Origin of the sequence: Streptomyces sp. CA-294286 (assembly GCF_050947155.1) — a bacterium.
Taxonomy (GTDB): Bacteria; Actinomycetota; Actinomycetes; order Streptomycetales; family Streptomycetaceae; genus Streptomyces.
In genome coordinates this window covers 5,318,150-5,344,833 of record NZ_CP192005.1, presented here as the reverse complement: position 1 = coordinate 5,344,833, position 26,684 = coordinate 5,318,150, and the positions used below count along the sequence as shown (strand labels likewise).

The following is a 26,684-nucleotide window of genomic DNA, read 5'->3' as shown; positions in this document are numbered from 1 at the left end:
GTTACGGGGTCTCGGGCCACACGTCCGCGAGCATCTTGCGGGTGTCCGCGAGGAGCTGCGGCAGCACCTTGGTGTGACCGACGACGGGCATGAAGTTGGTGTCGCCGCCCCAGCGGGGCACGACGTGCTGGTGCAGGTGGGCGGCGATCCCGGCACCGGCGGCGGCGCCCTGGTTGAGCCCGATGTTGAAGCCGTGCGCCCCGGACGCCTTGCGCAGCGCGGTCATCGCCCGCTTGGTGAAGTCCGCCAGCTCGGCGGTCTCGGGGCCGTCCAGCTCGGTGTAGTCGGCGACGTGCCGGTAGGGCATGACCATCATGTGGCCGCCGTTGTACGGGTACAGATTCATGATCGCGAAAACACTCGTACCGCGCGCGACGATGAGCGACTCCTCGTCGCTGTGCGCGGGAGCCACGCAGAAGGGGCAACCGTCGCCGGAACCGGGCCCGGTCGGCTTGTTCTCACCCTGGATGTACGCGATCCGGTGGGGCGTCCACAGCCGCCCGAACCCGTCGGGTTCACCCACCGGTCCACTCTGCTGCTCGGGCTCAGTCGTCATGCGGAAAGCATAGGCGGACGAGCTGCGGAAACAGCGGGGAGGGCGGCTCCTCGACGGAACCGCCCTCCCCGGTCACACTCGGGCGCTACACCTGCACGCGGCGTTCCACGACGTCCACCAGCTTGGCGATCGCCTGGTCACGCGGAATCCCGTTCTCCTGCGAGCCGTCGCGGTAGCGGAAGGAGACCGTACCGGCCGCCATGTCCTCGTCGCCGACGATGATCATGAAGGGAACCTTCTGCTTCTGCCAGTTCCGGATCTTCTTCTGCATCCGGTCCGACGACGCGTCGACCTCGACCCGCAGCCCCTTCTTCTTCGCCTCGGCGGCGAACTCCTGGAGGTACGGGATGTGCGAGTCTCCGATCGGGATGCCGGCCGCCTGCACGGGCGCCAGCCACGCCGGGAACGCACCCGCGTAGTGCTCCAGGAGCACCGCGAAGAACCGCTCGATCGATCCGAACAGCGCACGGTGGATCATGACGGGACGCTGCTTCGAGCCGTCAGGACCGGTGTACTCCAGGTCGAAGCGCTCCGGGAGGTTGAAGTCCAGCTGCACCGTCGACATCTGCCAGGTACGGCCGATGGCGTCCTTGCACTGCACGGAGATCTTCGGCCCGTAGAACGCGGCCCCACCCGGGTCCGGGACCAGCGGCAGCCCCTGCTTCTCGGCGACCTGCTGAAGCGTCGCGGTCGCCTCTTCCCAGATCTCGTCCGAGCCGACGAACTTTTCCGGGTCCTTGGTGGACAGCTCCAGGTAGAAGTCGGTCAGACCGTAGTCGCGCAGCAGCCCCAGGACGAAGGTGAGCGTCTTGTCGAGCTCCTCCGCCATCTGCTCCTTGGTGCAGTAGATGTGCGCGTCGTCCTGCGTGAAGCCCCGGGCACGGGTCAGCCCGTGCACCACACCCGACTTCTCGTACCGGTACACGGTGCCGAACTCAAAGAGGCGAAGCGGCAGTTCACGGTACGAACGCCCCCGCGCATCGAAGATCAGGTTGTGCATCGGGCAGTTCATGGGCTTGAGGTAGTAGTCCGTGCCCTCGTCGAGCTGCATGGGCGGGTACATGCCGTCGGCGTACCAGTCCAGGTGGCCCGACTGCTCGAAGAGCTTCCCCTTGGTGGCGTGCGGGGTGTAGACGAACTCGTACCCCTCCTCCTCGTGCCTGCGGCGCGAGTAGTCCTCCATGACCCGGCGGATGATGCCGCCCTTGGGGTGGAAGACGGCGAGGCCGGAGCCGATCTGCTCGGGGATCGAGAACAGATCCAGCTCGTTGCCGAGCTTCCTGTGGTCGCGCTTCTCCGCCTCGGCGAGGAACTCCAGGTGTGCCTTCAGCTCGTCCTTCGACGGCCACGCGGTGCCGTAGATGCGCTGGAGCATGGGGTTCTTCTCGCTGCCGCGCCAGTAGGCGGCGGCGTTGCGCATCAGCTTGAAGGCCGGGATGTTGCGAGTGCTGGGCAGGTGCGGACCCCGGCAGAGGTCCTTCCAGCACAGCTCGCCGGTCTTCGCGTCGAGGTTGTCGTAGATGGTCAGCTCGCCGCCGCCCACCTCGACGTCCGCGCCGTCGTCGCTGGACGCGGAGCCCTTGATGCCGATGAGTTCCAGCTTGTACGGCTCGTCGGCCAGCTCCTCACGGGCGGCCTCGTCGCTGACCACCCGGCGCGAGAACTTCTGCCCCCGCTTCTGGATGACCTGCATCTGCTTCTCGATCGCCTTGAGGTCCTCCGGAGTGAAGGGCTTCTCGACGTCGAAGTCGTAGTAGAACCCGTCCTTGACCGGCGGGCCGATGCCCAGCTTGGCGTCGGGGAACAGCTCCTGCACGGCCTGCGCCATGACGTGCGCGGTGGAGTGGCGCAGGATGTTCAGGCCGTCCTCGGAGGTGATCTCGACGGGCTCGACCTCCTCGCCGTCCTGGATCTCGTACGAGAGGTCCTTCAGCTCGCCCGCAACCCGGGCGGCGACGATCGAGCGCTCGCCGGCGAAGAGCTCGGCTGCCGTAGTGCCCGTCGTCACCACGCGCTCTTCCCGCTCGGAATCGCGTTGGATGAACACACGGACATCTGACACCGGTCTCTCCTGACTGAGGGGGTACGCGCCTGGAAGCGGCACGCATCCCGAATCGTACCGAGCGACCCGCCCCGCACGCGAAACGGTTACGCCCTCCCCCGGCACGCCCCCTCACTCCTCCCCGCTGCACGCCTCCTCGAAGAAGTCCAGGTTCTCGTGCAGCGCCTTCATCAGCCGGTCCCGTTCCGCTTCGTCGACCTGCACGGGCACGACCCCCCACGCCCCCGTCAGCCGCCGGAAGCCGCCCCTGCGCTCCAGCCGCCCCCCGACCTGGATCGGCAGGCCCACCAGGTGGGCGTGGCCCGCGATCCGGTACGCCTCCTCGCCCAGCGCCATCCGTACGTACGCGACCTCCGCCCCGGCCAGGACCCGCAGCCGCACCGTTCCTCCGCCGCGCGGCGCCGACCTTCGCATCCGTACGACAGCGCCGGTGATCCGCACCGGCACCGCCGGCTCCTGGCGCAGGTACCTGTCCGCCGCCTCGCGCAGGGCGGGCAGGTCCCCGGGGGAGAACTCCACCGTCTCCGGCCGCACGGCGCACCCGGGCGGCGCGCCGGTCGACGGAGCCCAGTCGAGCGCGATCCGCGCGCCCTCGGTCCCCTCCACCAACGCCACCACCGCTCCGGCCAGTTCGTGACTGACGCCGGCCTCGACCGCCGTGTCGAAGGCATCCATGCCGCCCGTGGCGCGCCGGTAGTCGACGGCTTCCCGGGCCGCGTGCAGGGCGTGGTGCAGCCGTACGACGGTGCTGCGCCCACCGGCCACCGGCACGAAAGCCGTCAGCCTGCGTCCGCCGGCCCCGGTGCCCACGAGCACGCCGTCCAGCGCCGACCGGGCCTGCCGCCGGTGCCGTCCGCCGTGGTATCCGGCCCGTCCGCGCGCCGCGAGGGCCGCCGCGAGCAGCATCTGCCGGGCCGCCGACCGCAGCTGTTCCTCGGCGGGCCAGGCCGCCGCGCCGGTCACCGCTTCGGGCACGTCCCGCCACCACCGCACCTCGTCGCTCGGCACCGCGAGCTGGACGAGCACCTCGCGCGCCGAGGGCGCGGGGCACCGTTCCAGCGCGCCCAGCGCCTCCGCCAGCAGGTCCTCGCTGTCGGGGAAGGCCCGTGATTCCGGTACGAGGAGGCTGGTCCCGCCGCTCCCCGGCGGCGTCCACCGCGCGTACCGCCCGGCCGCGCCCCCGCGCCGCCGCCACCCGTGCCGGGCGAGCAGCGCGCCCAGGACCGCCGGGTCCACCTGGTCCGTCGGGGGTCCGCCGCCGCCCCAGCTGCCCGGGATCTCGCTCGGGTGCTCCCGTCCGGACTCGTCGATCGGCCGGTACCGGTGCATCAGGGCCTCCCTCCCGCTCCGACGCGGGTCATGATCTCGCAGAGGGCTCGGTCGTCGAAGATCCGCGCGGTGGGCACCCGCACATTGGTCCGGTGCCTGCCGGTCACCGGGTGTCCGGCCAGGTTGATCCAGTAGCAGCAGTGCCGCAGGTCGAGTCGGTCGTGGTCGGCGCGCAGCCAGTCGTCGCGGCTCCTGGGCACCAGCATGACGACCAGGATCTTGTGCACCGACACGGGAGTGCGGGCCAGTTTCACCAGGTGGTCGTTGTCGAGGGTGAAGGAGAACGCGGAGCCGGGCGGGCGCGGGGCGATCTGGTAGGTGCACTTGAGCTGCACCTTGATCGTGATCTCGTCGTCGACGGTGTGCGCGGGGGAACCGTGGCTGACGTGCCAGTCGATGCCGTTGTCGGGGAAGGGTTGGGAGAGCGAGCAGCCGGCGGCTGCCGCGACTGCGTGCAGGTAGCCCACCTGGAGTGTCTCCATGCAGGCGGTGGTGGCGAGTGCGCCCCGCAGCGGACGGTCCGGTGGGACGGGTGTGGAGGTCCGTTCGGGCAGCAGCCCGCCCGGTTCGGGCTGCGCGAGCGCCATGGCTGACGTGTGCCTTCCGGGCTGTGCCGATCAGTTGCTCTGCGGCGGTGTCGGTCAGTTGCCGTGCGATGTGCTCGACGGGCTGTCAACTTCCGTCTCTGTCACCTGTGTTGTCTCCGTACGGCTTATGCCGTAAACGGCCCGGGTATCACCGCTTCGGGCAGAAAGCGCACCGGACGTTCCCGTGAAGCACGCCATCTGCCGTTTCGAGCAAGAGGAGTGGGGACCTATGACGTGCTGGTACGAAGGACCCTTGGCGGCCTTCGACACGGAGACCACGGGCGTGGACGTGGAGGGCGACCGGATAGTCTCGGCGGCCCTCGTGGTGCAGGACGCGGCGGGAGGCCGGTTCCGGGCCACCCGCTGGCTGGTCAACCCGGGTGTCCCGGTGCCGCCCGGGGCCACGGAGGTGCACGGCCTGACCGACGAGCACCTGCAGCGCTACGGGCGTTGGCCGGCGCCGGTGATGGAGGAGGTGGCGCGGGCGCTCGCCGAGCAGTGCGCGGCGCACCGGCCGCTGGTCATCATGAACGCGCCGTTCGATCTGACCGTGCTGGACCGGGAGTTGAGGCGGCACCGGGCCTCGTCGCTCTCCCGCTACCTGGAGGCCAGGCCGCTGCACGTCGTCGACCCGAGGGTGCTGGACAAGCACCTGGACCGCTACCGCAAGGGCCGTCGCACCCTCACCGATCTGTGCGCGCACTATGGCGTGGAGTTGGACGGGGCGCACGACGCGGTGGCCGACGCGACGGCCTCGCTGCGTCTCGTACGGGCGGTGGGCAAGAGTTTCCCGGCCCGCCTGGCGCACCTGTCCCCCGCCGAACTGCACACGCTCCAGGCGGTGTGGCACGCGGTGCAGGCACGCGGCCTCCAGGCGTGGTTCGCGCGCAACGGCTCGGACGAGGCGGTCGACCCGGCCTGGCCGCTGCGCCCGGAGCTGCGGGCCCGGGCCGCCTGACGGCGGGCGGCCCCACCGCGCACCCGTGGCCGAGGTCCTCAGGAGGTCCTGGCCGCCCGCCGCACGACCACCAGACCGGTCACCGCCGCCAGGGCGACGGCTCCGGTCAGCGCACTGAGCACGATCCGCAGGGCGCCGTCCGCCACCGTCCCGAGCCCGAGGAAGACGTTGGCGGCCACGGCGACGGCCAGCAGCATCCACAGCATCGCTTTGATCATGGTGTCCATCAGGACGGTTCCCCTCGCTCGCGTCGCGTACGGATGTCCGTACACCGACCAGGCCAGGAAGTTCCCGCGTCCGGGACGAGGGACCCCGCACCCGGACGAAGGTGGTGCCAGGTACACCGGGCGGCACCGCCGTGCGCGCGTTCCGGGCACGAAAAGGCCGGTCCGTCGATGACGGACCGGCCTTTCCCTGGGTGGGCGATACTGGGTTCGAACCAGTGACCCCTTCGGTGTGAACGAAGTGCTCTCCCACTGAGCTAATCGCCCGGGAACGGGTTGAACCATACAGGGCTTCTCGCGTGCGGTTCAAACCGCGGTGTCACGCCGCGGGGGCCGCACCCGCGAGCGCGGCGGCCAGTCCGCGCCGGCCGGACCGCATCATCCATGCGTGGTTGGCGCGGAAGACCGGCCTTCCGGGGACCGCCAAGTACCGCAGCAGCGGCTTGCGCACGTCCACCACCTGCTCGTAGAACACCCGGGCGCCGGCCGTGCCGTGCGGCCGGACCGTCCAGCGCATCCAGCCGTCCAGGTCCCCGGTCATGCCGATCTCCAGGACTCCGGCGTCCGGGTCGCGCCGTCGCTCGCTCACGTCGACCACCAGGTCGTACGGGAGGAACGACCGGAAGCGCGCGGTTCCGCTCCGCCCGTCCTCGGGGGTCACCTCGCGCACCTGCGGCCACCAGCGCGGATAGTCCTCGGCGCGTTCGAGCGTTCCGTACACGGCGGAGGGCGGGGCGGGGAGTTCCCAGATGCTGCGGAAGCGGTAGTGGCACCAGTCCATGGGCCAAGTCTGCCTGTACACGGCGGTACTCATCCCCACCTGAGTACGGCTTTGAGTACGCACGCCCATCCCGGGCCCCGCCCTCCGCCCGCAGACTGCCTCCCATGAGCGACACTCCCCCACTCGCCCCGGCCGAGGAACTGCTCGTCATCGACGGCGAGCTGGCCCGACTCGACGCGCGCAGGCACCAGTTGCTGCTCCGCCGGGCCTGGCTGCTGAACGTCCTGAGCCCGCGCGCCACCCCGCCGCAGCCCTCGTGGCAGCCGGCCCCGGCTCCTCGCGCCTCGTCCGCCCCCGGTGCGCAGAACGTGCTGCTGACGCTCGGCGGGATCCTGCTCGCGGTCGCGGCCCTGGCCTTCACGCTGGTCGGCTGGGGCCAGTTGGGCATCGCGGGCCGGGCGGCGGCCCTGGCCGCGGTGACGCTCGGCGCGCTGGCGGCCCCCGTTCTCCTCGTGCGGCGCGGCCTGACCGCCACCGCCGAGGCGGTCGGCGTGGTGGGCCTGCTCCTGACCGTCCTGGACGCCTACGCGCTGCACGAGGTCGCCTTCACCGACGTCGACGGCACGGCGTACACGGCGCTCGCCGCAGCCGCCCTCGCCGCGCTCTGGGCCGCGTACGGTCTCCTCCTGCCGCGCCTGCGCGGTCCGCTTCCGGCGGCCCTCCTCTCCGCCCAGCTTCCCCTCCCCCTCTGGGCCGCCACCCACTCCGTGACCGCACTCCCCTTCGTCTGGGCGCTGCTGGCCACCGCCGCCCTGGACGCCGCCGTGGCCGTCCGGCTCCTGCGCCCCCCGGCCGCCACCGCCGACGCCGGGTCCGCGTCGGGCACCCGCCGCGCCGCCTCCGCGGGCAGCGCCTGTGCCGCGGGCACTTCCGCTCCCGCGGTTCCCGCAGGCGCTTCCACCCGTTCCGGATCGCCCTCCGGCACGCCCGGATCCGGTACGCCGCCGCTGCCCGGCGCCGCGGTGCGGGACGCCGGGCCGCACGCGCCCCGTGCCGCCGGGTCCGGCCGTCCGCTCGCCCCGCTCGGTGTCCTCGCCGCGTTCTGCGCCTGGGCCACGGGCGGCCTCTCCCTCCTGGCCGCCCTCGCGTTCTCCCTGGCCGCGTCGACCACCGCCGAGGCCCTCCGGCCCTCCGGAGTCCTCCTGGCGGGCGCCGCGCTCGCGCTGGCGGTCTCCCTGCGCCGTCCGCAGCGCGCGACCGCCGCGGTGGCGGGACTGGCATTCGTCGCCGCGACGGCCGGAGCGGTACGCCCGGCGCTGCCCGTCGCGTGGACGGTCCCCGCGTACCTCCTGTGCGCGCTGGGGGTGCTGGTGTCGGCGTCCGCCCCCGGTGCGCGCCTTCCCCGTGCCGTCCGGCACGGCCTGCGCGGGGCGGCCTCGGCCGTCGGCGGCGGCGCGGTCCTGACGACGCTGCCCGCGCTGGCGCTGACGGTGCTGGCGGGCCCGCTGTCGCACGCCGCCGCTCCGTGGCGCGGCCTGCCCGCGACGGTCCGCGAGACGGTCGGCGGCGGTTCGGAGGTGTTCGGGCACGCGATGTCGACGGCTCCGCTGGTCCTGCTCGCCGTCGCCTCGGCACTCGCCGTCGTCCACCGCCGGTCGCCGCACCCCGCCGCGGCCGCCGGTGCGGTCCTGACGGGCGCCGCCGCCCTCCTCCTGGCCCCGGCGGCCCTGCACCTCCCGTACGTCGCCGCACTGGCCCTCCACGTCGCCACGGCCGCCGCCGCCCTGCTCCTGGCAGCCCGCCTCTTCCCGTCCGCGGCCCCGACGGCGCCGGCGTCCGCGGGCTCACCGGCCGTCCCGGCGACGGGCTCGCCGTCCACCGGTCCAGGAACCGCCCCGGCGCACTCCGCGCTCGCCGCCGGGCTGGTCGCCGCGGGCGCGGCGTCGTGCCTCGCGCTCGCCTCCCGGAGCACCACCTTCGCGGTCCTCGGCGCGCTGCTGGCCGTCTTCGGCCTGCTCGGCGCCCGCGGCCCGGCTCCGGTGCTGCGGGCGGTGGGCTCGGTCGCCGCCGTCGGCTGCGCCACCGGTCTCGCGTGTGCGTCCGCCGCGGTCCTGAACGCGACGCCGCTGCAAGCGGCCGCCCTGGTCCTCACGGTTCCCGTCGCCGTCGCCCTCCTCGCGGCCTTCGTCCCGCGGCTGACGGGTTCCGCGGTCGTCCCCGCCGAGATCGCCGCCGCCGGGTCCGCGCTGCTCGCCGTCGGCCTCGTGGTGGGAGACCTCCCGGCCCTGGCCACGGTCCTCGGCCTGTGCGGGGCGATCGTCGCCGGTATTGCCGCGCGGCCCGACCGGCGGAGCGCGGGCTGGGCAGCCGCGGTGCTGTTCCTGCTGGCCGCCTGGGTGCGGCTGGCGGTCTGGCAGGTCGCGGAGCCGGAGGCGTACACGCTGCCCGTGACCGTCCTGGCGCTCGCCGCCGGCCACCTGCGCCGGCGCAGCGCACCCGGGACGTCGTCCTGGACGGCGTACGGAGCGGGGCTGGCCGTGACGCTCCTGCCGAGCCTGGTCGCCGTCTGGGCGGACCCGTACTGGCCGCGACCGCTCCTGCTGGGCTGCGCCTCGCTCGGAATCACGCTGCTGGGCGCCCGGTACCGGCTCGGCGCGCCGCTGCTGCTCGGCTCCGCGGTCCTGGCCCTGGTGGCGCTGCACGAGCTGGCCCCGTACGTCGTGCAAGTGGTCGGCGTGCTGCCGCGCTGGCTGCCCCCGGCGCTGGCCGGGCTGCTCCTGCTCGCCGTGGGGGCGACGTACGAGCGGCGGCTGCACGACGCCCGCAGGCTGCGCGAGCGGTTGACCCGCCTCGGGTGACGACGCCCGTCGTCACCTCGGACCCCGGGGACGCCAGAGGCCCGAGAGACTGTCGCAGTCTCTCGGGCCTCTGATCCCGGGTGGGCGATACTGGGTTCGAACCAGTGACCCCTTCGGTGTGAACGAAGTGCTCTCCCACTGAGCTAATCGCCCGGGCACAGGCAGAACATTACCGCATGTCAGCGCGTGCCCCCGACCACTTTTCCGGTCGCCGTGAGGTCATCGCCCGGCTCTCACTCGGTGATCTTCCACGGCATCACCAGGCCGAACTTCCAGAGGTAGATCCCGAGCAGGACGACGACGATCACCACCCCGATCGTGGTCAGGACGAGATTCCGCCGCCGCACCTTGGGGTCGAGTGCCCGCTGCGCGGCCTCGGTGAGCTTCCGCTTCGTCCAGCGCAGCACCAGCTGCGCCCACACGAACTCGGTCGCCCAGATCGCCATGCCGCCGAAGATCACGACCCAGCCGGGTCCCGGCAGCGGCAGCATGATGACGCCCGTGATCACGACCGCGAGGCCGACGACGAAGACGCCGACCTGCCAGCTGAGGTGGAGCGTCCTGCGTGCCTGGATGTACTGCGGCGCCCGCGATCCGAGCTCTCGCTCGTCGTCTGCGCCCCCCGTGGCGGGGTCGGCCGTCGCCGTGGCGACCACCTCGTCCCGTCCGTCACTCTCCGCGTTCATGGGCGCCAACTTACCCGAGCGCGGCCCTTCACCGGAATAGCCGTAAGGGTCAACCCCGGACTCGGCCGTACGAGCGACATCAAGAGACTCAAAACACTCATAAGGGTTTACAACGGCACTGTAGGTGGCATGTCGAATTCGCCGACGTGCGAATCCCCGAGCGCACACTGAGCGAAAGGCCCTGGCGCTTATGAACACCACGGTCAGCTGCGAGCTGCACCTGCGCCTCGTTGTGTCGAGCGAGTCATCACTGCCTGTACCCGCGGGCCTGCGGTACGACACGGCCGATCCCTATGCCGTGCATGCCACCTTCCACACCGGAGCCGAGGAAACGGTCGAGTGGGTATTCGCCCGCGATCTCCTCGCCGAGGGCCTGCACCGGCCCACCGGAACCGGCGACGTCCGAGTCTGGCCGTCCCGGAGCCACGGTCAGGGCGTTGTCTGCATCGCCCTGAGCTCACCGGAGGGCGAGGCCCTGCTCGAAGCCCCGGCGCGGGCGCTTGAGTCGTTCCTGAAGAGGACGGATGCCGCAGTGCCACCCGGCACTGAACACCGGCACTTCGACCTCGACACGGAGCTCTCTCACATCCTGGCCGAGAACTGAGCCAGGACGAGAGTCGTTCATCGCCGTCCGACTCGGGGCGACGGCGCGGGACGGACACCCCCATAGGGACAACTTCATAAGCCGGTCAACGGCGCCGTCGTCGCGGAATCCACCGCGGCGACGGCGCCGTTGCGCGTTCCGCGGCCGGGCGTGCCGACGCGGGACGGACGCTGTCCGAAGTCCCGTGACCACCACGGGCTAGAGTCGGCCAGCAGCGCGGGCACCGGCCCGCAGCAGGCCAGGGAGCGAAGCGTGCTGATCCCCCACGACACCCGGAAAGCCCTCGATGTCGTCGTCGATCTGGTGAACACGGCACCGGAGAGCGAGCCCCACGACCGTCTCGCGGACGTGGAAGCGCTGAGCGCCTTCGCACGGATCCACGACGTGAGCGACGTGGGCACGCTCGGCGAGGCCGATCTGCGGGCCGTACGGGCCGTACGGGCGCGCTTCGCGGACGTGTTCGCGGCCCCGGACGCCCAGGCCGCGGCCGAACTGATCAACCGGCTGGTGGCCGCCGCGGGGACCACGCCCCGCCTCACCAACCACGACGGCTTCGACTGGCACGTGCACTACTTCGCTCCCGGCGCCTCCATGGCGGACCACCTGGCGGCGGACTGCGGGATGGCGCTGGCGTTCATCGTGACCTCGGGCGAGCAGGAGCGGCTGCGGCGCTGCGAGGCGCCGGACTGCCGGCACGCGTTCGTCGACCTGTCCCGGAACCGTTCGCGCCGCTACTGCGACAGCCGTACCTGCGGGAACCGGCTGCACGTGGCGGCGTACCGGGCCCGGCGCAAGGAAGCCTCCGGCTGAGCGCCCGGCCGGGTCGCACCGGCGGGGACCACCGGGATCCGGGCCCTGTCGCCCCGGGCCGCGTCAGTCCAGGTACAGGTCATGGATCGCTCCCATCATGAGCAGCGTGCCGATCAGCCCGAGGAAGATCATCAGGGGCGGCTGGGAAAGCGCGAAGAGGCACCCGCGCGCTTCTTCGGCAGGGGCGGGCGCCGGGGCTTCGTCCGAGGAGGTCTGCAGCATCTCCGGCTGATGATGACCCAGTCCGGTGGTACGGAATGACCAACACGCCCACTGTCGGGCGCAGTTCGCCGGATTCCGTGCAAATGCACAATCGTTCCGCTGTCCGAGTCCCCAGGCTTTCGGGGTACGGACGGCGGAACGCGGTGCTTCAGATGCCGTGCTTTTTCAGGATGGCCTCGATGTCGCTGAAGTCCTCGTCGGGCTGCGCCTTCTTCGGCTGCGCGGACGCGGCGGGGGCCGACGCCGCGGCGGGCTCCGCCGCGGTGCGTCCGCGGCCGAGCGAGGGGGCCGAGGCTCCCGGGGCGACGGCCTCGCGCCGGGCGGCCTTCGCGGCCCTGCGTTCCTTGCGGGTGCCGCCGGTACGCCGTTCCACGGCCCGGGTCGTCACGAACAGCAGCCAGGCGAGCCCGAGCACTCCGAAGCCCGCCCAGACCATCGGCTTGAAGACGATGTCGGAGAGCCAGCCCACCGCCCCGATCATCACCAGGCCGACCGGGACCAGCGAGTAGGCGGCCAAACGCGTCGCGGTGAGGAAGCGTTTGCGGTACGCGGTGATGGCGGCGATGCCCAGGCCGGCCGCGGACACCGCGGAGCAGACGGTCTCTACCAGCAGCATCGGTCCTCCAGCGGTGGGAAGTGCGGTTCCCTCCCATCCTGCACCCCCCACCCCCGGCCCGGCCATCCCCGGCCCCCGTCTCAGGGAGAACTCCGGGGTGCGGATCCTCCCCAGGTCCCGGTTGGGGCCGCGCGCGTACGACTGGGAGACTGGCCCCATGAGCAACCCCTCCCCCGCCTCCCCCGTCGTCCTGGACGTCTGGTGCGAGCTCCAGTGCCCCGACTGCCACACCGCCCTCAGCGACCTCGCCGCGCTGCGGGCCCGCTACGGCGAGAGGCTGGACGTGCGGCTGCGGCACTTCCCGCTGGAGAAGCACCGCCACGCGTACGACGCCGCACAGGCCGCCGAGGAGGCGTTCCAGCAGGGCGACGGCTGGGCGTACGTGGAGGCCGTGCTCGGCCGTACGGCGGAACTGGGCGAGCGCGGACAGCCGCTGCTGCTGGACGTGGCGCGTGAACTCGGCATGGACGCCGAGGAGTTCGACACCGCCCTGATCGACGGACGGCACCTGCTGATCGTGGACGCCGACCAGGCGGAGGGCAAGGCGATCAAGGTGACGGGCACGCCGACGTACGGGATCGGCGGGCAGCTCCTCGACGGCAGCAAGGACCAGAGCGGCCTGCGGGCGCGCATCGAGGAGATCGCCGACCGCCTGCTCGCCGCACAGGGCTGAGCCACGGGCGAACGCACCGCTAGAGCAGTTGCTTGTAGCTGTTGAGGTGCGTGGTGCGGTAGCCCAGCGACTCGTACAGCCGCAGCGCCGGGGTGTTCCCGGTGAAGACGTGCAGGGCGATCCGTCTCTCGCCGGCCCGCAGGGCGACGCGTTCGGCGAACGCCATCAGGGCGCGCCCGTATCCCCTGCCGCGCTGTCCCTCGGCGACCTCGACGTCGTACACGAAGGCGGCCGGCTCGCCGGGTTCGACCTCGTGCCGGCCGACCCACAGGAAGCCGACCGGTTCTCCGTCGTGGACGAGGTGGTTGATCCAGGTGTGCGGGGTGGCGAGGCCCTCGGGCAGGAACGTGCGGTGGCTCGCCGCGGCCTTGGCCCGTGCCTGCTCGGGCGTCGCGCCCCGGTCGATCCAGCTCTGGGCGTACGTCTCGGCGGAACGGCGTCGCCAGGTGTCGTACTCCTGTGGCGTCATGGGGCGGGCCGAGACGTGCGCGGGGAGGGCGGGCGGCTCCGTCGGCAGGTCCTTGGCCATGTTGCGGCTGCGTTCGACGTACCCCAGGGCGGTCACCATCCGCAGCGCGGGTTCGGCGTCCGCCGGGACGGAGACGGTGACGTGGTCGCAGCCCCAGCCGCGCAGCACCTCTTCGGCGGCGAGGGCGGCGACCGTGCCGCGACCCCGGCGGCGGTCCGCCTCGTCGATCCGCAGCGAGCGGATCCGGCCGGCCCGGTTCCCGAAGCCGGACAGGGTGTCGATCTCGGCGGTGCCGACGGGACGGCTGTTCACGCACACTTCGTACGTGCGTGAGCGCGCGCCGTCGGCGCTGGTCCGGAGCGGCGCGGTCGGCCGCAGAGTCGTTGTCATCAAGGGAGTTGTACCCGCCCCGGACCCTCCCGTCATCATGCGCGCGGGCCGCGAGGGGTACCGCGGGGCAGGTCCTACGGGTCCAGGTCGTCCCCGGAACGCTCGTCGAAGACGCGCATGGCCTTCGCCGTGACGGGTCCCGGCACGGCGGGCAGGTCGCGCCCGTCCACCCGGTGGACCGCCTGCACGTCGCGCAGGGTGGAGGTCAGGAAGACCTCGTCGGCCCGCTCCAGCACGTCCAGCGGCAGGTCCCGTTCCCGGGCGCCGGTCCACTCGACGGTGAGCGCCCGGGTGATCCCGGCCAGGCAGCCGGAGGCGACGGGCGGGGTGAGGAGTTCTCCGTCGAGGACGACGAAGACGTTGGTGCCGGTGCCCTCGCAGAGCTGCCCGACGGTGTTCGCGAACAGGGCCTCGGTGGCGCCGTGTTCGCGTGCGCGGGCGAGCGCCACCACGTTCTCGGCGTACGAGGTGGTCTTCAGTCCGGTGAGGGCGCCGCGCTCGTTGCGCGTCCAGGGGACGGTGACGACGGCGGTGGAGTCGGGGCGGCGGGTGGCCTCGCCGAGCCCGACGACCAGGGTGGGTGCGGCGTCGCCGCGGTCCGAGCCGAGCGGCGAGACGCCGCCGGTGTAGGTGACGCGCAGGCGGCCCATCGGCATCGGGTTGGCGTCGAGGACGGCGGCGCAGGCGCGGCGCACCTCGTCGAGGTCGGGCGCCGGGAGGCCGAGGCCGCGGGCCGAGGCGGTGAGCCGGTCGAGGTGACGGGTGAGGGCGAAGGCGCGCCCGTGCACGGCCTTCATCGTCTCGAAGACGCCGTCGCCGACGGTCATCCCGTGGTCGAGGACGGAGACCCGGGCCGCGTCGGCGTCGAGCAGTTCCCCGTTGACCCAGAGCTTCATGGCACGGCCCTCTCTCTCACTGTCGCTTCGTACGCGCCCGACGCTACCGCGAGCAGCCGGGACGCCTTCAGTTCGGTCTCGGCCCATTCCCGCTCGGGATCGGAGCCCCAGGTGATGCCCGCTCCGGTGCCGAAGCGCAGGACGGGGCCGCCCGCCGCGGTGCGGTCGATCCAGAACGTGCGGATGCCGACTGCCAGCTCCGCGGTACCCCGGTCGGCGTCCACCCAGCCGATACCGCCGCAGTAGGGGCCGCGGGGGGAGGTCTCCAGCGCTTCGATGATCTTCAGTGCGCTCGACTTCGGGGCACCGGTGACGGAGCCGGGCGGGAAGGTGGCCGCGAGGAGGTCGGCCCAGCCGGCGCCGGGGGCCAGTTCGGCGCGCACGGTGGAGACGAGGTGGACGAGGCCGGGGTGCTGCTCGACGGCGCACAGCTTGGGGACGGTCACGGAACCGGTGACGGCGACACGACCGAGGTCGTTACGGACCAGGTCGACGATCATCACGTTCTCGGCGTGGTCCTTGTCCAGGAGGTCCCCGGCCGTCCTGCCGGTGCCCTTGATGGGCCCCGACTCGACGGTGCGTCCCGCGCGGCGCAGGTACAGCTCGGGGGAGGCGGTGGCTGTCTCCACGCCGTGCGCGGGCAGCCGAATCGTTCCTGCGTACGGGGCGGGATTGCCGCGGGCCAGGAGCGCGGTGAGGGCGTCGACGTCGGCGGCCCGGTCCACCGGAGCGCTCAGCACCCGGCAGAGGTTGGCCTGGTAGACCTCGCCCCTCGCGATGTGCTCACGGATGCGGCGCACCCCTGCCGTGTACGCGGCGCGGTCCAGCGAGGACGTCCAGTCGCCGGCGGCGGGCCCCCGCCAGGCGCCGGGGACGGGGGAGGGAACCGGCTGCCTGCGGACGTCGCCGAAGCGGGCGCAGACGAGGCGGCCCTCGAAGTCGGCGGCGACGGCCCAGAAGCCGGCGGAGTCGAGGGCCGCGGGATCGCTGGTCACGTCGCGCAGATCGGTGGCGAGCAGGCCGCCGAAGCGGGCCAGGGAGGGGAGGTCGGACACACCGTCGAGTCTATGGCGGGGACAGCGCCGCCACCTGGGCAGGCGTGGGTGCCGGGGACAGCGCAGCACGCTGCACAAACGCGTTTTTGTACTGGACCAGGAATCCGCTAGAGTTCAACACGTCGCCGGGACACGCAAGTGGAGCGGAGCAGACAAGCGGACGTAGCTCAGCTGGTAGAGCACCACCTTGCCAAGGTGGATGTCGCGAGTTCGAATCTCGTCGTCCGCTCGATAGTGGGGGAATCTTCCCGGTACCCTTGCTGCACACTCCTGGTGGAGTGGCCGAGAGGCGAGGCAACGGCCTGCAAAGCCGTCTACACGGGTTCAAATCCCGTCTCCACCTCCAAGCGCGATTAGCTCAGCGGGAGAGCGCTTCCCTGACACGGAAGAGGTCACTGGTTCAATCCCAGTATCGCGCACGCAGAACAACTGAACAGATCCGGTCCGTATGGATCGACCCGCGCGATTAGCTCAGCGGGAGAGCGCTTCCCTGACACGGAAGAGGTCACTGGTTCAATCCCAGTATCGCGCACGCAGTACGACGCACGATCCGGTCCGCGTGGACCGTCCCGCGCGATTAGCTCAGCGGGAGAGCGCTTCCCTGACACGGAAGAGGTCACTGGTTCAATCCCAGTATCGCGCACCGCATTTGAAGCCCCCGGCCGTTCTCGGCCGGGGGCTTCGTCGTGTGCGCGCCGGTTCGCCTCCATGAGCCTTGCGCGTGGGCGCCTGCGCCGCCGTGCGCGCACAAACCCCCGCCGTGCGCGGATCCCTGGACGTGGGCGGGCTCCGGACGCACGTTTGCCCGGACAGCTCCCCAGCTGTCCGGGCAAACTCAGCCGTCCGCCGCACCCCCGTCCCCACGGGGCTGAGGGGCCTGGTGTTGTTCCGGTCCGGACCGCTCTTCCGGGCCGGCGGCGCCGCTCAGCGCCCCAGCACCATGCCCACGGACGACGCTTGCGTGACCACCGCTTCCCACCCTCCGAAGAGGAAGAGGAGCAGGGCCGCCAGGGGGAGGACCATGGCCGTCGCCACCAGCGGGTGGCGCGGCCCGGAGTTGCGTCCGCCGAACACCGCGAGCGCACGGCGCCCGTGGATACGGATCGCGTGCGTGCGGATCATCGTCCTCGATGCCGTGTCCGCCATGGTCCCTCTCCTGTCGTCCGGTAAGCGGTGGGTGTCTGACCTCGGGGGACGAGTGCTGCACCCACCGCTTGATTTCAAGATTAGGGGCGGGTGGGCGCCCGGTCGTCATGCCCTCGTACCTATTGCCCGGCCTCCCCGAGGATGACCAACCGGGTGATGGTGTACTCCCCTGGGTGGAGAGGCGGGTGGAGGGCTGAGGGACTTCCCGGAGGGGTCGCACGGTGGGTGGCTGGGGCGAGGTCCCGGGGGCACTCCCCCGCGGTGCGCCGTTCGAGGCCGTTCGGGTGCGGGTCGGGGTGACTTCACTCACTTCGGCCACCCCTCCGCGTACCGCCCTCCCGGTCCTCCGGCCGGCTCTGCCGGCCACCCCTGCGTCCGTCCGGGCGACCCTTCGGGCGTCCTGCTCCCCCTCGACGCGATCGGCCTTGTGTGATCCAAATACCCTCCCGCCGCACCCCGTTGAGAATGAACGGGCGTCAGGGTGGCCGGAGCGGCCGCTCCCTGACCGTCCTTCACGTTTCCCGCCCGGCGGCGACAACGCGTCGCTCCGAGCGGGTGTGGCCTGTGAGCACACCGCGCCACGGGTACGTAAGCTGGGCCACGTCGAACGGACCGGTCAGCAGTGGGGTGGGGGAGGCCCCACCGGAGGTAGGGGACGGACATGGCGATGATGCGGCTCCGGCGCGAGGACCCGCGTGTCGTCGGCTCGTTCAGGATTCACCGGCGGCTGGGCGCGGGCGGCATGGGTGTCGTGTACCTGGGCTCCGACCGGCGGGGCCAGCGGGTCGCGCTCAAGGTGATCCGGCCGGACCTGGCGGAGGATCAGGAGTTCAGGTCGCGCTTCGCGCGCGAGGTGTCGGCGGCGCGGCGGATCAGGGGCGGTTGCACGGCACGGCTGGTGGCCGCCGACCTGGAGGCGGAGCGGCCGTGGTTCGCGACGCAGTACGTGCCCGGCCCCTCGCTCCACGACCGGGTGGCCGAGGAGGGGCCGCTGATCGCGGCGGAGGTCGCCTCGATCGGCGCCGCGCTCGCGGAGGGACTGGTGGCGGTCCACGAGGCGGGCGTGGTCCACCGGGACCTCAAGCCGTCGAACATCCTCCTCTCCCCCAAGGGCCCGCGGATCATCGACTTCGGGATCGCGTGGGCGACCGGGGCGAGCACGCTGACCCACGTGGGCACAGCGGTCGGCTCCCCGGGATTCCTGGCTCCCGAGCAGGTCCGGGGTGCGACCGTCACCCCGGCGACGGACGTCTTCGCGCTCGGAGCGACACTGGCGTACGCGGCGACCGCCGACTCACCGTTCGGGCAGGGCAGCTCCGAGGTCATGCTGTACCGGGTCGTGCACGAGGAACCGCTGCTGGGCGGGGTGCCGGACGCCCTGGCTCCGCTCGTGCGGGCCTGCCTCGCCAAGGACCAGGAGGAACGTCCCAGCACACTCCAGCTGTCGATGCGGCTCAAGGAGATCGCGGCACGCGAGGCGCAGGGAGGCGGTTCCGACAAGCGTCCGCCCGCCCAACGGGGCTCGGAGAGCGAGGGGTACGCCGACCAGCGCACCCAGCGCTCCACCCAGCCCCGGCGTCCCGGCGAACAGCGGGCGGAGGGGCACGCGTCCTCGCACGAGGCGCGGGGTCCCGCTCCGCAGGCGTCGCGCGGCGGCCCCTCCCGTACCGGAGCGTCGTCCGCCCGCGGCGGGACGCCTTCCGGGGCCCGCAGCACCACGCGCTCGTCGGCCGCCCGCAAGGGCACCCGGCCGGGGGCACGCCCGACCTCGGGGGGCAGGCTGCGGCCGGCGAACCCCCGGTTGCTGCGGCAGCGGCTGGTGGTGTTCGTGGTGGTGACGCTGCTGGTCGCCCTGGGGATCGCCGCGGCACAGGGGTGTCAGGGGCCGTCCCGGGGGCTGGGGAACGGCACCTCGCCCGGCGTCGCGGCACCGGCGGTGGAGAAGGTGCGGCAGCCGGGGCTTTGACCCGGCGGCACGTAGGAGGACGCGCGGGCACCGGAGTGAAGCAGGTGCCCGCGCGCCTTCGTGGGTGCCGGGGGGGGTGAGGCGGGCGTGGCAGTCGGTCCGGCGGGCGCGGAAGCGTGTGGGTCAGGACTGGGGGCGGCCCGTGGTCACCGCGTAGAAGGAGACGGCTGCCGCCGCGCCCACGTTGAGGGAGTCGACGCCGTGGGCCATGGGGATGCGGACCCATTCGTCGGCGGCCCTGAGCGCCCGTGCGGACAGGCCGTCGCCCTCCGCGCCCAGCATCAGCGCCACCCGCTCCATCGCGTGCGGGGCGACCTCGTCGAGGGAACGGGCCCGCTCGGCCGGGGTGAGGGCGAGGACCTTGAACCCGGCTTCGCGGACCGTTTCGAGGTCCGCGGGCCAGGCGTCGAGGCGTGCGTACGGCACGGAGAAGACCGCGCCCATGGAGACCTTGACCGAGCGGCGGTAGAGCGGGTCGGCGCAGTCCGGGGAGAGCAGGACGGCGTCCATGCCGAGAGCGGCGGCACTGCGGAAGATCGCCCCGATGTTCGTGTGGTCGTTGACGGCTTCCATGACGACCACCCGGCGGGCGTCCGTGAGGAGTTCGGCCGCCTCCGGCAGCGGTGTGCGCTGCATGGAGGCGAGAGCGCCGCGGTGCACGTGGTAGCCGGTGACCTGCTCGGCGAGGTCCGGGCTCACGGCGTACACCGGGGCCGGGACCTCGTCGATGACGTCGCGCATGACGTCGACCCACTTGGCGGAGAGCAGCATCGAGCGCATGGCGTACCCGGCCTGCCGGGCACGCCGGATGACCTTCTCGCCCTCCGCGACGAACAGGCCCTCGGCGGGCTCGCGGCGGCGCCGTAGCTCGACGTCGGTCAGGCCCGTGTAGTCGCGCAGCCGCGGGTCGTCGGGGTCGTCGATCGTGATGAGTTCGGCCACAGGGTGATACTGCCTTGTCGTGGGTGCGGGGCCAACGGGGGGACGGAGACGGGTTACCCGGGGTTATTCGACGGCTTGCTGGGTGCTGGGGACGACCGGTCCGGCGTTCACGGCCACCACGTCGCCGATGACGATGACGGCGGGCGGGCGTACGTTCTCCGCCTTCGCTGTCGCGCCGACCGTGGCGAGGGTGGCGTCGACGCGGCGCTGGGTGGCCATCGTGCCCTCCTGGATGATCGCGACCGGGGTCTCGGGAGAGCGGCCGTGCGCGACGAGTGCGTCGGCGATCGGGGCTATCCGCTCGACGGCCATCAGCAGCACCAGCGTGCCGCGGAGCCTGGCGAGGGCCTCCCAGTCGACGAGGGAACGCGGGTCGTCCGGCGCGACGTGGCCGCTGACCACGGTGAACTCGTGGGCCACGCCACGGTGCGTGACCGGGATGCCGGCCGCGCCGGGGACGCTGATGGTGCTGGAGATGCCGGGCACGATCGTGCAGGGAATGCCTTCGGCGGCCAGCGCCTGTGCCTCCTCCATGCCGCGGCCGAACACGAACGGGTCGCCGCCCTTGAGGCGTACGACGGCCTTGCCCTGCTTGGCGTGGTCGATCAGGGCCTGGTTGATGGCCTCCTGGGCCATGAAGCGGCCGTACGGGATCTTCGCGGCGTCGATCACCTCGACGTGCGGCGGCAGTTCGTCCAGGAGGTCCCGGGGGCCGAGACGGTCGGCGATGACGACGTCGGCCTCGGCGAGCAGACGCCGACCGCGGACGGTGATCAGGTCGGGGTCGCCGGGGCCGCCGCCGACGAGGGAGACCCGGGGGGTGTCGTCGCCGGCCGCGCGGTGGCGCGGGGCGGCGAGGCTGCCGTCGCGCAGCCCCTCGACGACGGCGTCGCGGACGGCGGCGCTGCGGCGGGGGTCGTGGCCGGTCAGAATCGCGACGGTGACGCCGTCGGAGCGGCCGGTGGCGGGGGTCCACGCGGTGGCGGCCTCGGCGTCGTCGGAGCGCACGCACCAGGTGCGGGTGCGTTCGGCCTCGGCGGAGGCGGCCTCGTTGGCGGCGAGGTCGCTGGAGGCGACGAGGGCGTACCAGGTGTCGGCGAGGTCGCCGTCCTGGTAGCGGCGCCGGTGCCAGGTGATCTCGCCCGCTTCGGCCATGGCCTCCACGGAGGGGGTCGCGGAGGGCGAGATCAGCGTGACGCGGGCACCGGCCGCGACGAGGGCGGGGAGGCGGCGCTGGGCGACCTGGCCGCCGCCGACGACCACGGTGCGGCGGCCGGAGAGGCGCAGCCCGACGGGGTAGGCGGGGGTTTCCGGGCCGCCGGTGGCGGGGGCGGCGGGTGCGGGGGCCCCGGTGGCGGGAGAGGGGGTCCCGTTGGCTTGCGGGTCGCCTGCGGCGTGCGCGGTCATGGGGTGCGGCTCCTCGGGAGGGGCGAGCTGGGTCGTCTGTCCGGGGGTGGCCCTGGGTCCGCCTCGTTACGGGATGTACGTACCGGGGCGGGCGGGGCCTGGCCCGGATTTCGGGACCGTGGGGTCTCGAACCGGGCGGGCCGGGTGCCGGGGCCGGCCGCTTCGGCGGTGGAGCGGCGCTGGTGGGGCGGTGTTTCAGCCCCGGGGGCTACCTTACGGGGCGTGGCAAGGGGGGCGCTCGTGATCCCTGGCACGGGCTGGAGCGGGGGGCGGGGCTTCGCTCGGTCGGGGCACGGATGCGGGACCGGGGCGGGGCGTACGGCGGGGGCGGCAGCGGGAGCGGGGCGTGCGGCAGGAGCGCGACGCTTCGCGAGGGGGCCGCTCACTTGGCAGCCCTCCCCCGGCCCTCCTCCCCCCGCACTCGGCTTCGCTCGTACGGCGGCCCCCGGGCTCCCGGCGGGCGGTCCCGCCGCCCGAGGTGACTGACGCACGGGCGCGCCCGTCCCCCCGGGAGGCCGACCGGGGCGAGCAGGCTTGGGGAAACAGGCGGCGGGGCGGTTCCGCCGCCTGGCTCCCATGCGCCTGCGCGTTATTTCTCGGTGACGCCTGCCGAGTCGAACGTCGCCACCTCGTGCATCGCCCGTGCCGCGCTCTGCACCACCGGCAGGGCGAGCAGTGCGCCCGTGCCCTCGCCGAGGCGGAGGTCCAGGTCGACCAGCGGACGCAGGCCCAGCTTGTTGAGGGCGGCCACGTGGCCGGGCTCCGCGCTGCGGTGGCCGGCGATGCAGGCCGCGAGGGACTCCGGGGCGACCGCACGGGCGACCAGCGCCGCCGCGCCGGCACTGACCCCGTCCAGGATCACCGGCGTACGCAGGGACGCCCCGCCGAGCAGGAAGCCGACCAGGGCCGCGTGCTCCAGGCCGCCGACCGCGGAGAGCACGCCGATGGGGTCAGCCGGGTCCGGCTTGTGGAGGTCCAGGGCCCGGCGGACGACGTCGACCTTGCGGGCGTGCATCTCGTCGTTGATGCCGGTGCCGCGGCCGGTGACCTCGGCCGGGTCCTGGCCGGTGTACACGCAGATCAGGGCGGCCGACACGGTGGTGTTGGCGATGCCCATCTCGCCCGTGAGGAGGGCCTTGTTGCCGGCGGCGACGAGGTCGCGGGCGGTCTCGATGCCCACCTCGATCGCGGCCAGGACCTCTTCGCGGGAGAGCGCGGGGCCGGTCGTGAAGTCGGCCGTGCCCGGACGTACCTTGCGGGGCAACAGGCCCGGGGTGGCCGGGAGTTCGCCTGCGACACCGACGTCGATCACGCAGACCTCGGCGCCCACCTGGTGGGCGAACGCGTTGCAGACCGCTCCCCCGCCGAGGAAGTTGGCGACCATCTGGGAGGTCACTTCCTGCGGCCAGGCGGTGACGCCCTGGGCGTGGACGCCGTGGTCGCCCGCGAAGATCGCGACGGCCGCGGGCTCCGGGATCGGCGGCGGGCAGGCCCGCGACAGACCGCTGAGCTGTGCGGAGATGATCTCCAGCATGCCGAGCGCGCCGGCCGGCTTGGTCATCCGCTTCTGACGCTCCCACGCCTCGCCGAGCGCCTTGGCGTCCAGCGGGCGGATGTTCCGGATCGTCTCCTGGAGAAGGTCGTGCGGCTCCTCGCCGGGCAGGGCGCGTCGGCCGTACGTCTCCTCGTGGACGACCCAGGACAGGGGGCGGCGCTTGGACCAGCCCGCCTGGAGGAGTTCCGGCTCCTCGGGGAACTCGTCGACGTATCCCACGCACAGGTAGGCGACGACTTCGAGGTGCTCGGGCAGGCCGAGCGCCCGTACCATCTCGCGCTCGTCGAAGAAGCTGACCCAGCCGACGCCCAGGCCCTCGGCGCGGGCGGCGAGCCACAGGTTCTCGACGGCGAGCGCCGAGGAGTACGGGGCCATCTGCGGCTGCGTGTGGCGGCCGAGGGTGTGACGGCCGCCGCGCGTCGGGTCGGCGGTGACGACGATGTTGACGGGGGTGTCGAGGATGGCCTCGATCTTCAGCTCCTTGAACTGCTTCGCGCGGGCCTTGGGCAGCGACTTGGCGTACGCCTCGCGCTGGCGGACGGCGAGCTCATGCATCGCGCGGCGGGTCTCGGCCGAGCGGATGACGACGAAGTCCCAGGGCTGGGAATGGCCGACGCTGGGGGCGTGGTGGGCTGCTTCCAGGACGCGGAGCAGAACCTCGTGCGGGATGGGGTCGCTGCGGAAGCCGTTGCGGATGTCGCGGCGTTCACGCATGACGCGGAGGACCGCTTCGCGCTCGGCGTCGTCGTAGCCGGGGGCCGGGGGGCCCGTGTGCTGCTCCCTGCCGGCTGCCGCGGGCCCGTCGGCCGCCGTCGGGGCGGACTCCGCAGGCGCGGGGGCTTGGGACACGGCCGCGGGGTCCTCGGGTTCCGCGGGTGTCTCGATGACCTCGGCGGTCTCGGACTCCTGGTACGTCGGCGCCTGCGGTGCGACCGGCCCCCCGTGGCGCGGTGCGGGCACCGGTGCGGACTGCTGCTCCACGGGTACGGCGCCGGGCTGCCCGGCGGGGGTGCCCTCGGCCTCCGCGGGGGTGGCCGGGGCGACGGCGGGGACGGCTGCCGTCTCGGCCGGGGGCACGGGCCCGGAGGCAGCGGGCCGCTCCGCGTCCTGCCGTACCGCGGCGGGCTCGGCCGCACCGGGGGCGGGGGCAACGGGGGGAAGGTCGGTGGGCTGCACGTTCTGTACCGGTTCCGGCTGTTCGACGGTGACGAGGGGCTGCGAGGCGGGCACGACGGTCGCCGGGGCCTCGTCCGCCGGGGCCTCACCGGCGGCACCGCCCGACGCGGCGGCCTGCTCGGGAGCGGCCTGCTGCACGGGTACGGCCTCGACCGGGGCGACCGCCGACTCGACCGGTGCGGCCGCGGACTCGACCGGGGGTGCGGCCGTCGGCGCCGGGCCCGTACCGTCCGGAACCGTGCCCTGCACCAGTACGAACTGCCCCTGGAGCGGTGTCGCCCCCGGGTCGGGCACCGGCACGGTCGGAGTGGCGTGCGCGGGGCCGGGCGGGGAGACGGGCTGCGTGGGGGAAGGGCCCGCGAAGGGGACGGCGTGCGGAGCCGCACTCGCCGGAGCGGGTGCGGGTGCGGGTGCGGGTGCGGGTGCGGGTGCGGGTGCGGGTGCGGAAGGACTTTCGGTACCGGGAGCGGTCGCGGCGGCGCCGTCCGGGACGAGGTGCCCGGGAGGGGCGACGTCGGACGCGCCACCCACCGGAACGGCTTCCTGCGGGGCACCGCCCGCAGGCACGTCCCCCTCCGGAGCGACGTCCGCAGAAACAGCGGCCTCCGCGACGGCCTCCGCCGGGACGGCGGCCTCCGGCACGGCCTCCGCCGTCACCTCGCTCGGCTCCGCATCTCCTCCCGAGGCGGCGAGCGGGCCCGCCGACTCCGGGACCGCCGTCGCTGGGGTCCCTGCTTCCGTACCTCCGGCACGGGGGATCTCCGTGTCGGCATCAGCCGGGTCGCCAGGGGCCTCGGCGTGGTGCGTCCGGGCTTCGGTCGCTGCGACCTCCGGCTCCGCAGATCCCGCAACCGTGCCTTCCGGCACCATGGCCCCGGCCTCCGTCACCACGGCCCCGGCCGACACCGCCACGCCCTCCTCGGCTGCGTCCCGCTGGGCAGCACCCGCGGTGGCGACAGCCTCCGTGTCCGCACCGGCCGGAGCCACCACGGCCGACGCAGCGACCCCCGGCCCCGGGGACTCCCCCGCCGGGGCCGCTGTCGCGGGCGCTCCCCCTGCGGCGGCTTCCGTGGCCTCGGCCACCGGAGCAGTCGCGGCCGGAGCAGCCTCCCCCGAGCTGTCGGTCGCCGCAGCCGCGTCAACGGGCGCAGTCGGCACCTGGGCGGCAACCGCCGGCTCGGCGGCTGCCGACGCCTCGGCCGCTCCCGGGTCCGGCGCCACGGCCTCCGCCGGGAGCGCTGCCGCGTCCACATCCGGAGCGAGGTGTTCCGGCGCAACCTGCAACGGAAGACCCGGCTCCGGAACACCCTGCTCCGAGGTGCCCCTTTCCGGAGCGACCGTTTCTGCTGCGACGCTCCGGGGATTCTGCGAGTCCTGGGGGGCCTCGGAGCCCTGCGGGTCCTGATGCGGCCGGGCCTGCGGCGGCACGGCACCGGTCTGCGTCGCGTCCTGCACATGCGTCTCGGTCGGCGCGGGGACGGCCTGCTCGGAGCCCGTCCGCGCAACCGCGCCCTCCGCACCGCCCTGCGACCCGTCCTGCGGCTGGGCCTGCGTCGGCACCGGCGCACCCTGCATCTGCTGGACTTCCGCGGTCCGGGCATCCGGTTGCGAGGCACCCGCCTGCGGCTCCCGCACCTGCCCGGAACCGGCCGGCTCTACGGGCGCAGACGTCGGCGCCGCCGCGTGCGTCGGGGCGGTCCGGGGGTGGTGCGCCCAGGGAGAGGGACCCTGCGACGGGATTTCACCCAGCTGCGGTCCGGGCAGCAACGCGGCCTCCTCGGCCGGGACGTCGAGGTATTCGAGGCCCATCGTCGGCGGCCCCGCGTGACGCGTCGGCGTCGGGTACGGGCCGGGGACCGCACCGGGCGCGGCGGGGGCCGCCTGCGCCGAGACCTGACTTCCCGCCGGGCGGCCCTGCGCCGCCGGACCGCGGTCCGCCAGCGACCGTACGACGCCGCCCGAGGCGTCCGGGACGGGCGGGCCCATGTGCAGCGGCCGGCGGGACGGCGGTGCCGCGGGGGCGCCGGAGGGCGTGGGGGTCTGCGCGGACGGCGCGGGCATGCGTACGCCCGACAGGTCGACGGAACCGGAGTCCCTGCCACCGGCCTCGTGCGCACCCGTCTCCGCGGGGGTGACCGCCTCGGCGACGTACGGCGCGGAGGCGGGGACGACCTGGGGGTCGCTCCACGCGCCCTGCGAGGCGGGCATGAGGAGGAGGTCGTCGTCCTCCATGGAGGGGTCGGTGCTGTGCCCCGAAGGGTCGGAGGGGTCGAGGAAGGTGTAGGCGCCTGGGGCGGGGACGCCCGGCTGCTCCACCATGCCTGCGTTCTCCGGCAGTCCCTCGCCCGGGACCTGGCCGGTGTCAGTCATGCGTACCCCTCGCCCATCTGTAGCGCCAGCGCTTCTTCGGCCCCGCCGCCTCTCGCCGGCAGGACCCCGTCGCCCGGGACGACCGCTCGACACACCCGCGCCCGTCAGTTGGTTGAACGAGCGGGGGTGTCGCGCGGCACGAAAGGTTCCGCGGACATCAAGCATTGTCGCGGCCCTCGGGGGCCGGGGCAGGAAGAACAGCCACGACCCTCTGTGGGCTGCGCCACGTCGCGCACGTCCCGGGTCCGCCGCACCGCTCACGACCCCGAAGAAGGCCACTTTCCGGGACATCGGCGAACGTTTTGCCGAGCGCCCGTCTGCGGTACAACGATCGGTCAGCCTACCTCGCGCCACCGACAGCGTTCGCCCTGGGGAGCGATCGGCAGAACATCAGCGCGAAGAAGGG

Annotated in this window: 22 protein-coding genes and 7 tRNA genes; 11 read left to right on the top strand and 18 right to left on the bottom strand. The window is 73.3% G+C overall.

Annotated elements, in window-relative coordinates:
• Position 1: 1 nt before the first annotated feature.
• From ACQPZG_RS28360 to ACQPZG_RS28345, 4 genes are all read right to left on the bottom strand, one after another.
• A complete protein-coding gene (locus ACQPZG_RS28360; RefSeq protein WP_185030658.1) occupies positions 2 to 556 on the bottom strand; it encodes an HIT family protein in 555 nt (184 codons plus the stop codon).
• 85 nt (positions 557 to 641) lie between these two features.
• Entirely contained in the window at positions 642 to 2,618 is a 1,977-nt protein-coding gene (gene thrS, locus ACQPZG_RS28355; protein ID WP_433548533.1) for a threonine--tRNA ligase, read from the bottom strand.
• Between the two features lie 111 nt (positions 2,619 to 2,729).
• A complete protein-coding gene (locus ACQPZG_RS28350; RefSeq protein WP_433548532.1) occupies positions 2,730 to 3,947 on the bottom strand; it encodes a hypothetical protein in 1,218 nt (405 codons plus the stop codon).
• A complete protein-coding gene (locus ACQPZG_RS28345) occupies positions 3,947 to 4,534 on the bottom strand; it encodes a DUF4365 domain-containing protein (RefSeq protein ID WP_433548531.1) in 588 nt (195 codons plus the stop codon). Before ACQPZG_RS28345 ends, ACQPZG_RS28350 begins: the two co-directional genes overlap by 1 nt.
• Before the next feature lie 229 nt (positions 4,535 to 4,763).
• Between ACQPZG_RS28345 and ACQPZG_RS28340 the strand changes: the two genes are divergently transcribed.
• A complete protein-coding gene (locus ACQPZG_RS28340; protein ID WP_433548530.1) occupies positions 4,764 to 5,492 on the top strand; it encodes a 3'-5' exonuclease in 729 nt (242 codons plus the stop codon).
• A gap of 38 nt (positions 5,493 to 5,530) precedes the next feature.
• Here the strand turns inward: ACQPZG_RS28340 and ACQPZG_RS28335 are convergent, their stop codons facing one another.
• The 3 genes from ACQPZG_RS28335 to ACQPZG_RS28325 form a co-directional block, all read right to left on the bottom strand.
• Complete coding sequence (locus tag ACQPZG_RS28335; RefSeq protein WP_433548529.1) at positions 5,531 to 5,719, bottom strand: hypothetical protein; 189 nt, start codon at positions 5,717 to 5,719, stop codon at positions 5,531 to 5,533.
• Between the two features lie 192 nt (positions 5,720 to 5,911).
• Positions 5,912 to 5,983 (bottom strand) — tRNA-Val (locus ACQPZG_RS28330).
• A 52-nt stretch (positions 5,984 to 6,035) separates the two neighbouring features.
• Entirely contained in the window at positions 6,036 to 6,497 is a 462-nt protein-coding gene (locus tag ACQPZG_RS28325) for an SRPBCC family protein (protein WP_433548528.1), read from the bottom strand.
• Between the two features lie 104 nt (positions 6,498 to 6,601).
• On the opposite strand from ACQPZG_RS28325, the gene ACQPZG_RS28320 reads away from it, so the two are divergent.
• Positions 6,602 to 9,295: an SCO7613 C-terminal domain-containing membrane protein gene (locus ACQPZG_RS28320; protein WP_433548527.1), complete on the top strand. Its 2,694-nt coding sequence runs from the start codon at positions 6,602 to 6,604 to the stop codon at positions 9,293 to 9,295.
• An 81-nt stretch (positions 9,296 to 9,376) separates the two neighbouring features.
• Here the strand turns inward: ACQPZG_RS28320 and ACQPZG_RS28315 are convergent.
• Both ACQPZG_RS28315 and ACQPZG_RS28310 read right to left on the bottom strand, forming a co-directional pair.
• Positions 9,377 to 9,448, bottom strand: a tRNA-Val gene (locus tag ACQPZG_RS28315).
• A gap of 80 nt (positions 9,449 to 9,528) precedes the next feature.
• The gene (locus tag ACQPZG_RS28310) at positions 9,529 to 9,981 is read right to left on the bottom strand and encodes a TIGR02611 family protein (protein WP_433548526.1); all 453 of its coding nucleotides are present in this window, start codon (positions 9,979 to 9,981) and stop codon (positions 9,529 to 9,531) included.
• 190 nt (positions 9,982 to 10,171) lie between these two features.
• Here ACQPZG_RS28310 and ACQPZG_RS28305 point away from each other — a divergent pair, with 190 nt between their 5' ends.
• Together ACQPZG_RS28305 and ACQPZG_RS28300 are read left to right on the top strand one after the other, a co-directional pair.
• Positions 10,172 to 10,585 carry an SsgA family sporulation/cell division regulator gene (locus ACQPZG_RS28305; RefSeq protein ID WP_003987206.1) on the top strand — a complete coding sequence of 138 codons (414 nt, stop codon included), beginning with the start codon at positions 10,172 to 10,174 and terminating at the stop codon, positions 10,583 to 10,585.
• A 252-nt stretch (positions 10,586 to 10,837) separates the two neighbouring features.
• The gene (locus tag ACQPZG_RS28300) at positions 10,838 to 11,395 is read left to right on the top strand and encodes a CGNR zinc finger domain-containing protein (RefSeq protein ID WP_433548525.1); all 558 of its coding nucleotides are present in this window, start codon (positions 10,838 to 10,840) and stop codon (positions 11,393 to 11,395) included.
• A gap of 63 nt (positions 11,396 to 11,458) precedes the next feature.
• On the opposite strand, the gene ACQPZG_RS28295 is transcribed toward ACQPZG_RS28300, so the two are convergent.
• Entirely contained in the window at positions 11,459 to 11,617 is a 159-nt protein-coding gene (locus ACQPZG_RS28295) for a hypothetical protein (RefSeq protein ID WP_433548524.1), read from the bottom strand.
• Positions 11,618 to 11,765: 148 nt separating this feature from the next.
• Positions 11,766 to 12,230 (bottom strand): hypothetical protein, encoded by a 465-nt coding sequence (locus tag ACQPZG_RS28290; RefSeq protein WP_433549583.1) that lies wholly within the window; start codon positions 12,228 to 12,230, stop codon positions 11,766 to 11,768.
• 160 nt (positions 12,231 to 12,390) lie between these two features.
• Between ACQPZG_RS28290 and ACQPZG_RS28285 the strand changes: the two genes are divergently transcribed.
• The gene (locus ACQPZG_RS28285; RefSeq protein WP_433548523.1) at positions 12,391 to 12,906 is read left to right on the top strand and encodes a DsbA family protein; all 516 of its coding nucleotides are present in this window, start codon (positions 12,391 to 12,393) and stop codon (positions 12,904 to 12,906) included.
• Positions 12,907 to 12,925: 19 nt separating this feature from the next.
• Here the strand turns inward: ACQPZG_RS28285 and ACQPZG_RS28280 are convergent, their stop codons facing one another.
• The 3 genes from ACQPZG_RS28280 to ACQPZG_RS28270 all read right to left on the bottom strand — a co-directional run bounded on the left by ACQPZG_RS28280 (position 12,926) and on the right by ACQPZG_RS28270 (position 15,716).
• A complete protein-coding gene (locus ACQPZG_RS28280) occupies positions 12,926 to 13,765 on the bottom strand; it encodes a GNAT family N-acetyltransferase (protein WP_433548522.1) in 840 nt (279 codons plus the stop codon).
• A 74-nt stretch (positions 13,766 to 13,839) separates the two neighbouring features.
• Entirely contained in the window at positions 13,840 to 14,661 is an 822-nt protein-coding gene (locus tag ACQPZG_RS28275; protein ID WP_433548521.1) for an aminotransferase class IV, read from the bottom strand.
• Positions 14,658 to 15,716, bottom strand: coding sequence for a chorismate-binding protein (locus ACQPZG_RS28270; protein WP_433548520.1), 1,059 nt, complete (start codon positions 15,714 to 15,716; stop codon positions 14,658 to 14,660). The genes ACQPZG_RS28275 and ACQPZG_RS28270 overlap by 4 nt, the downstream gene beginning before the upstream one ends.
• 156 nt (positions 15,717 to 15,872) lie before the next feature.
• Here ACQPZG_RS28270 and ACQPZG_RS28265 point away from each other — a divergent pair.
• The 5 genes from ACQPZG_RS28265 to ACQPZG_RS28245 all read left to right on the top strand — a co-directional run bounded on the left by ACQPZG_RS28265 (position 15,873) and on the right by ACQPZG_RS28245 (position 16,359).
• Positions 15,873 to 15,945, top strand: a tRNA-Gly gene (locus tag ACQPZG_RS28265).
• A 43-nt stretch (positions 15,946 to 15,988) separates the two neighbouring features.
• A tRNA-Cys gene (locus ACQPZG_RS28260) sits at positions 15,989 to 16,062 on the top strand.
• 1 nt (position 16,063) lies between these two features.
• Positions 16,064 to 16,135: transfer RNA gene (locus ACQPZG_RS28255), tRNA-Val, on the top strand.
• A gap of 41 nt (positions 16,136 to 16,176) precedes the next feature.
• Positions 16,177 to 16,248, top strand: a tRNA-Val gene (locus ACQPZG_RS28250).
• A gap of 39 nt (positions 16,249 to 16,287) precedes the next feature.
• Positions 16,288 to 16,359: transfer RNA gene (locus tag ACQPZG_RS28245), tRNA-Val, on the top strand.
• A gap of 281 nt (positions 16,360 to 16,640) precedes the next feature.
• Here the strand turns inward: ACQPZG_RS28245 and ACQPZG_RS28240 are convergent.
• Complete coding sequence (locus ACQPZG_RS28240) at positions 16,641 to 16,862, bottom strand: hypothetical protein (protein ID WP_433548519.1); 222 nt, start codon at positions 16,860 to 16,862, stop codon at positions 16,641 to 16,643.
• Between the two features lie 661 nt (positions 16,863 to 17,523).
• On the opposite strand from ACQPZG_RS28240, the gene ACQPZG_RS28235 reads away from it, so the two are divergent.
• Positions 17,524 to 18,828 (top strand): protein kinase domain-containing protein, encoded by a 1,305-nt coding sequence (locus ACQPZG_RS28235; RefSeq protein ID WP_433548518.1) that lies wholly within the window; start codon positions 17,524 to 17,526, stop codon positions 18,826 to 18,828.
• Between the two features lie 123 nt (positions 18,829 to 18,951).
• On the opposite strand, the gene ACQPZG_RS28230 is transcribed toward ACQPZG_RS28235, so the two are convergent.
• The 3 genes from ACQPZG_RS28230 to cobT all read right to left on the bottom strand — a co-directional run bounded on the left by ACQPZG_RS28230 (position 18,952) and on the right by cobT (position 26,278).
• Positions 18,952 to 19,770 (bottom strand): TrmH family RNA methyltransferase, encoded by an 819-nt coding sequence (locus ACQPZG_RS28230; RefSeq protein WP_433548517.1) that lies wholly within the window; start codon positions 19,768 to 19,770, stop codon positions 18,952 to 18,954.
• Positions 19,771 to 19,833: 63 nt separating this feature from the next.
• Positions 19,834 to 21,177, bottom strand: a complete 1,344-nt coding sequence (cobA, locus tag ACQPZG_RS28225; protein ID WP_433548516.1) for a uroporphyrinogen-III C-methyltransferase — start codon at positions 21,175 to 21,177, stop codon at positions 19,834 to 19,836.
• A gap of 589 nt (positions 21,178 to 21,766) precedes the next feature.
• A complete protein-coding gene (gene cobT, locus ACQPZG_RS28220) occupies positions 21,767 to 26,278 on the bottom strand; it encodes a nicotinate-nucleotide--dimethylbenzimidazole phosphoribosyltransferase (protein WP_433548515.1) in 4,512 nt (1,503 codons plus the stop codon).
• Positions 26,279 to 26,684 lie beyond the last annotated feature (406 nt).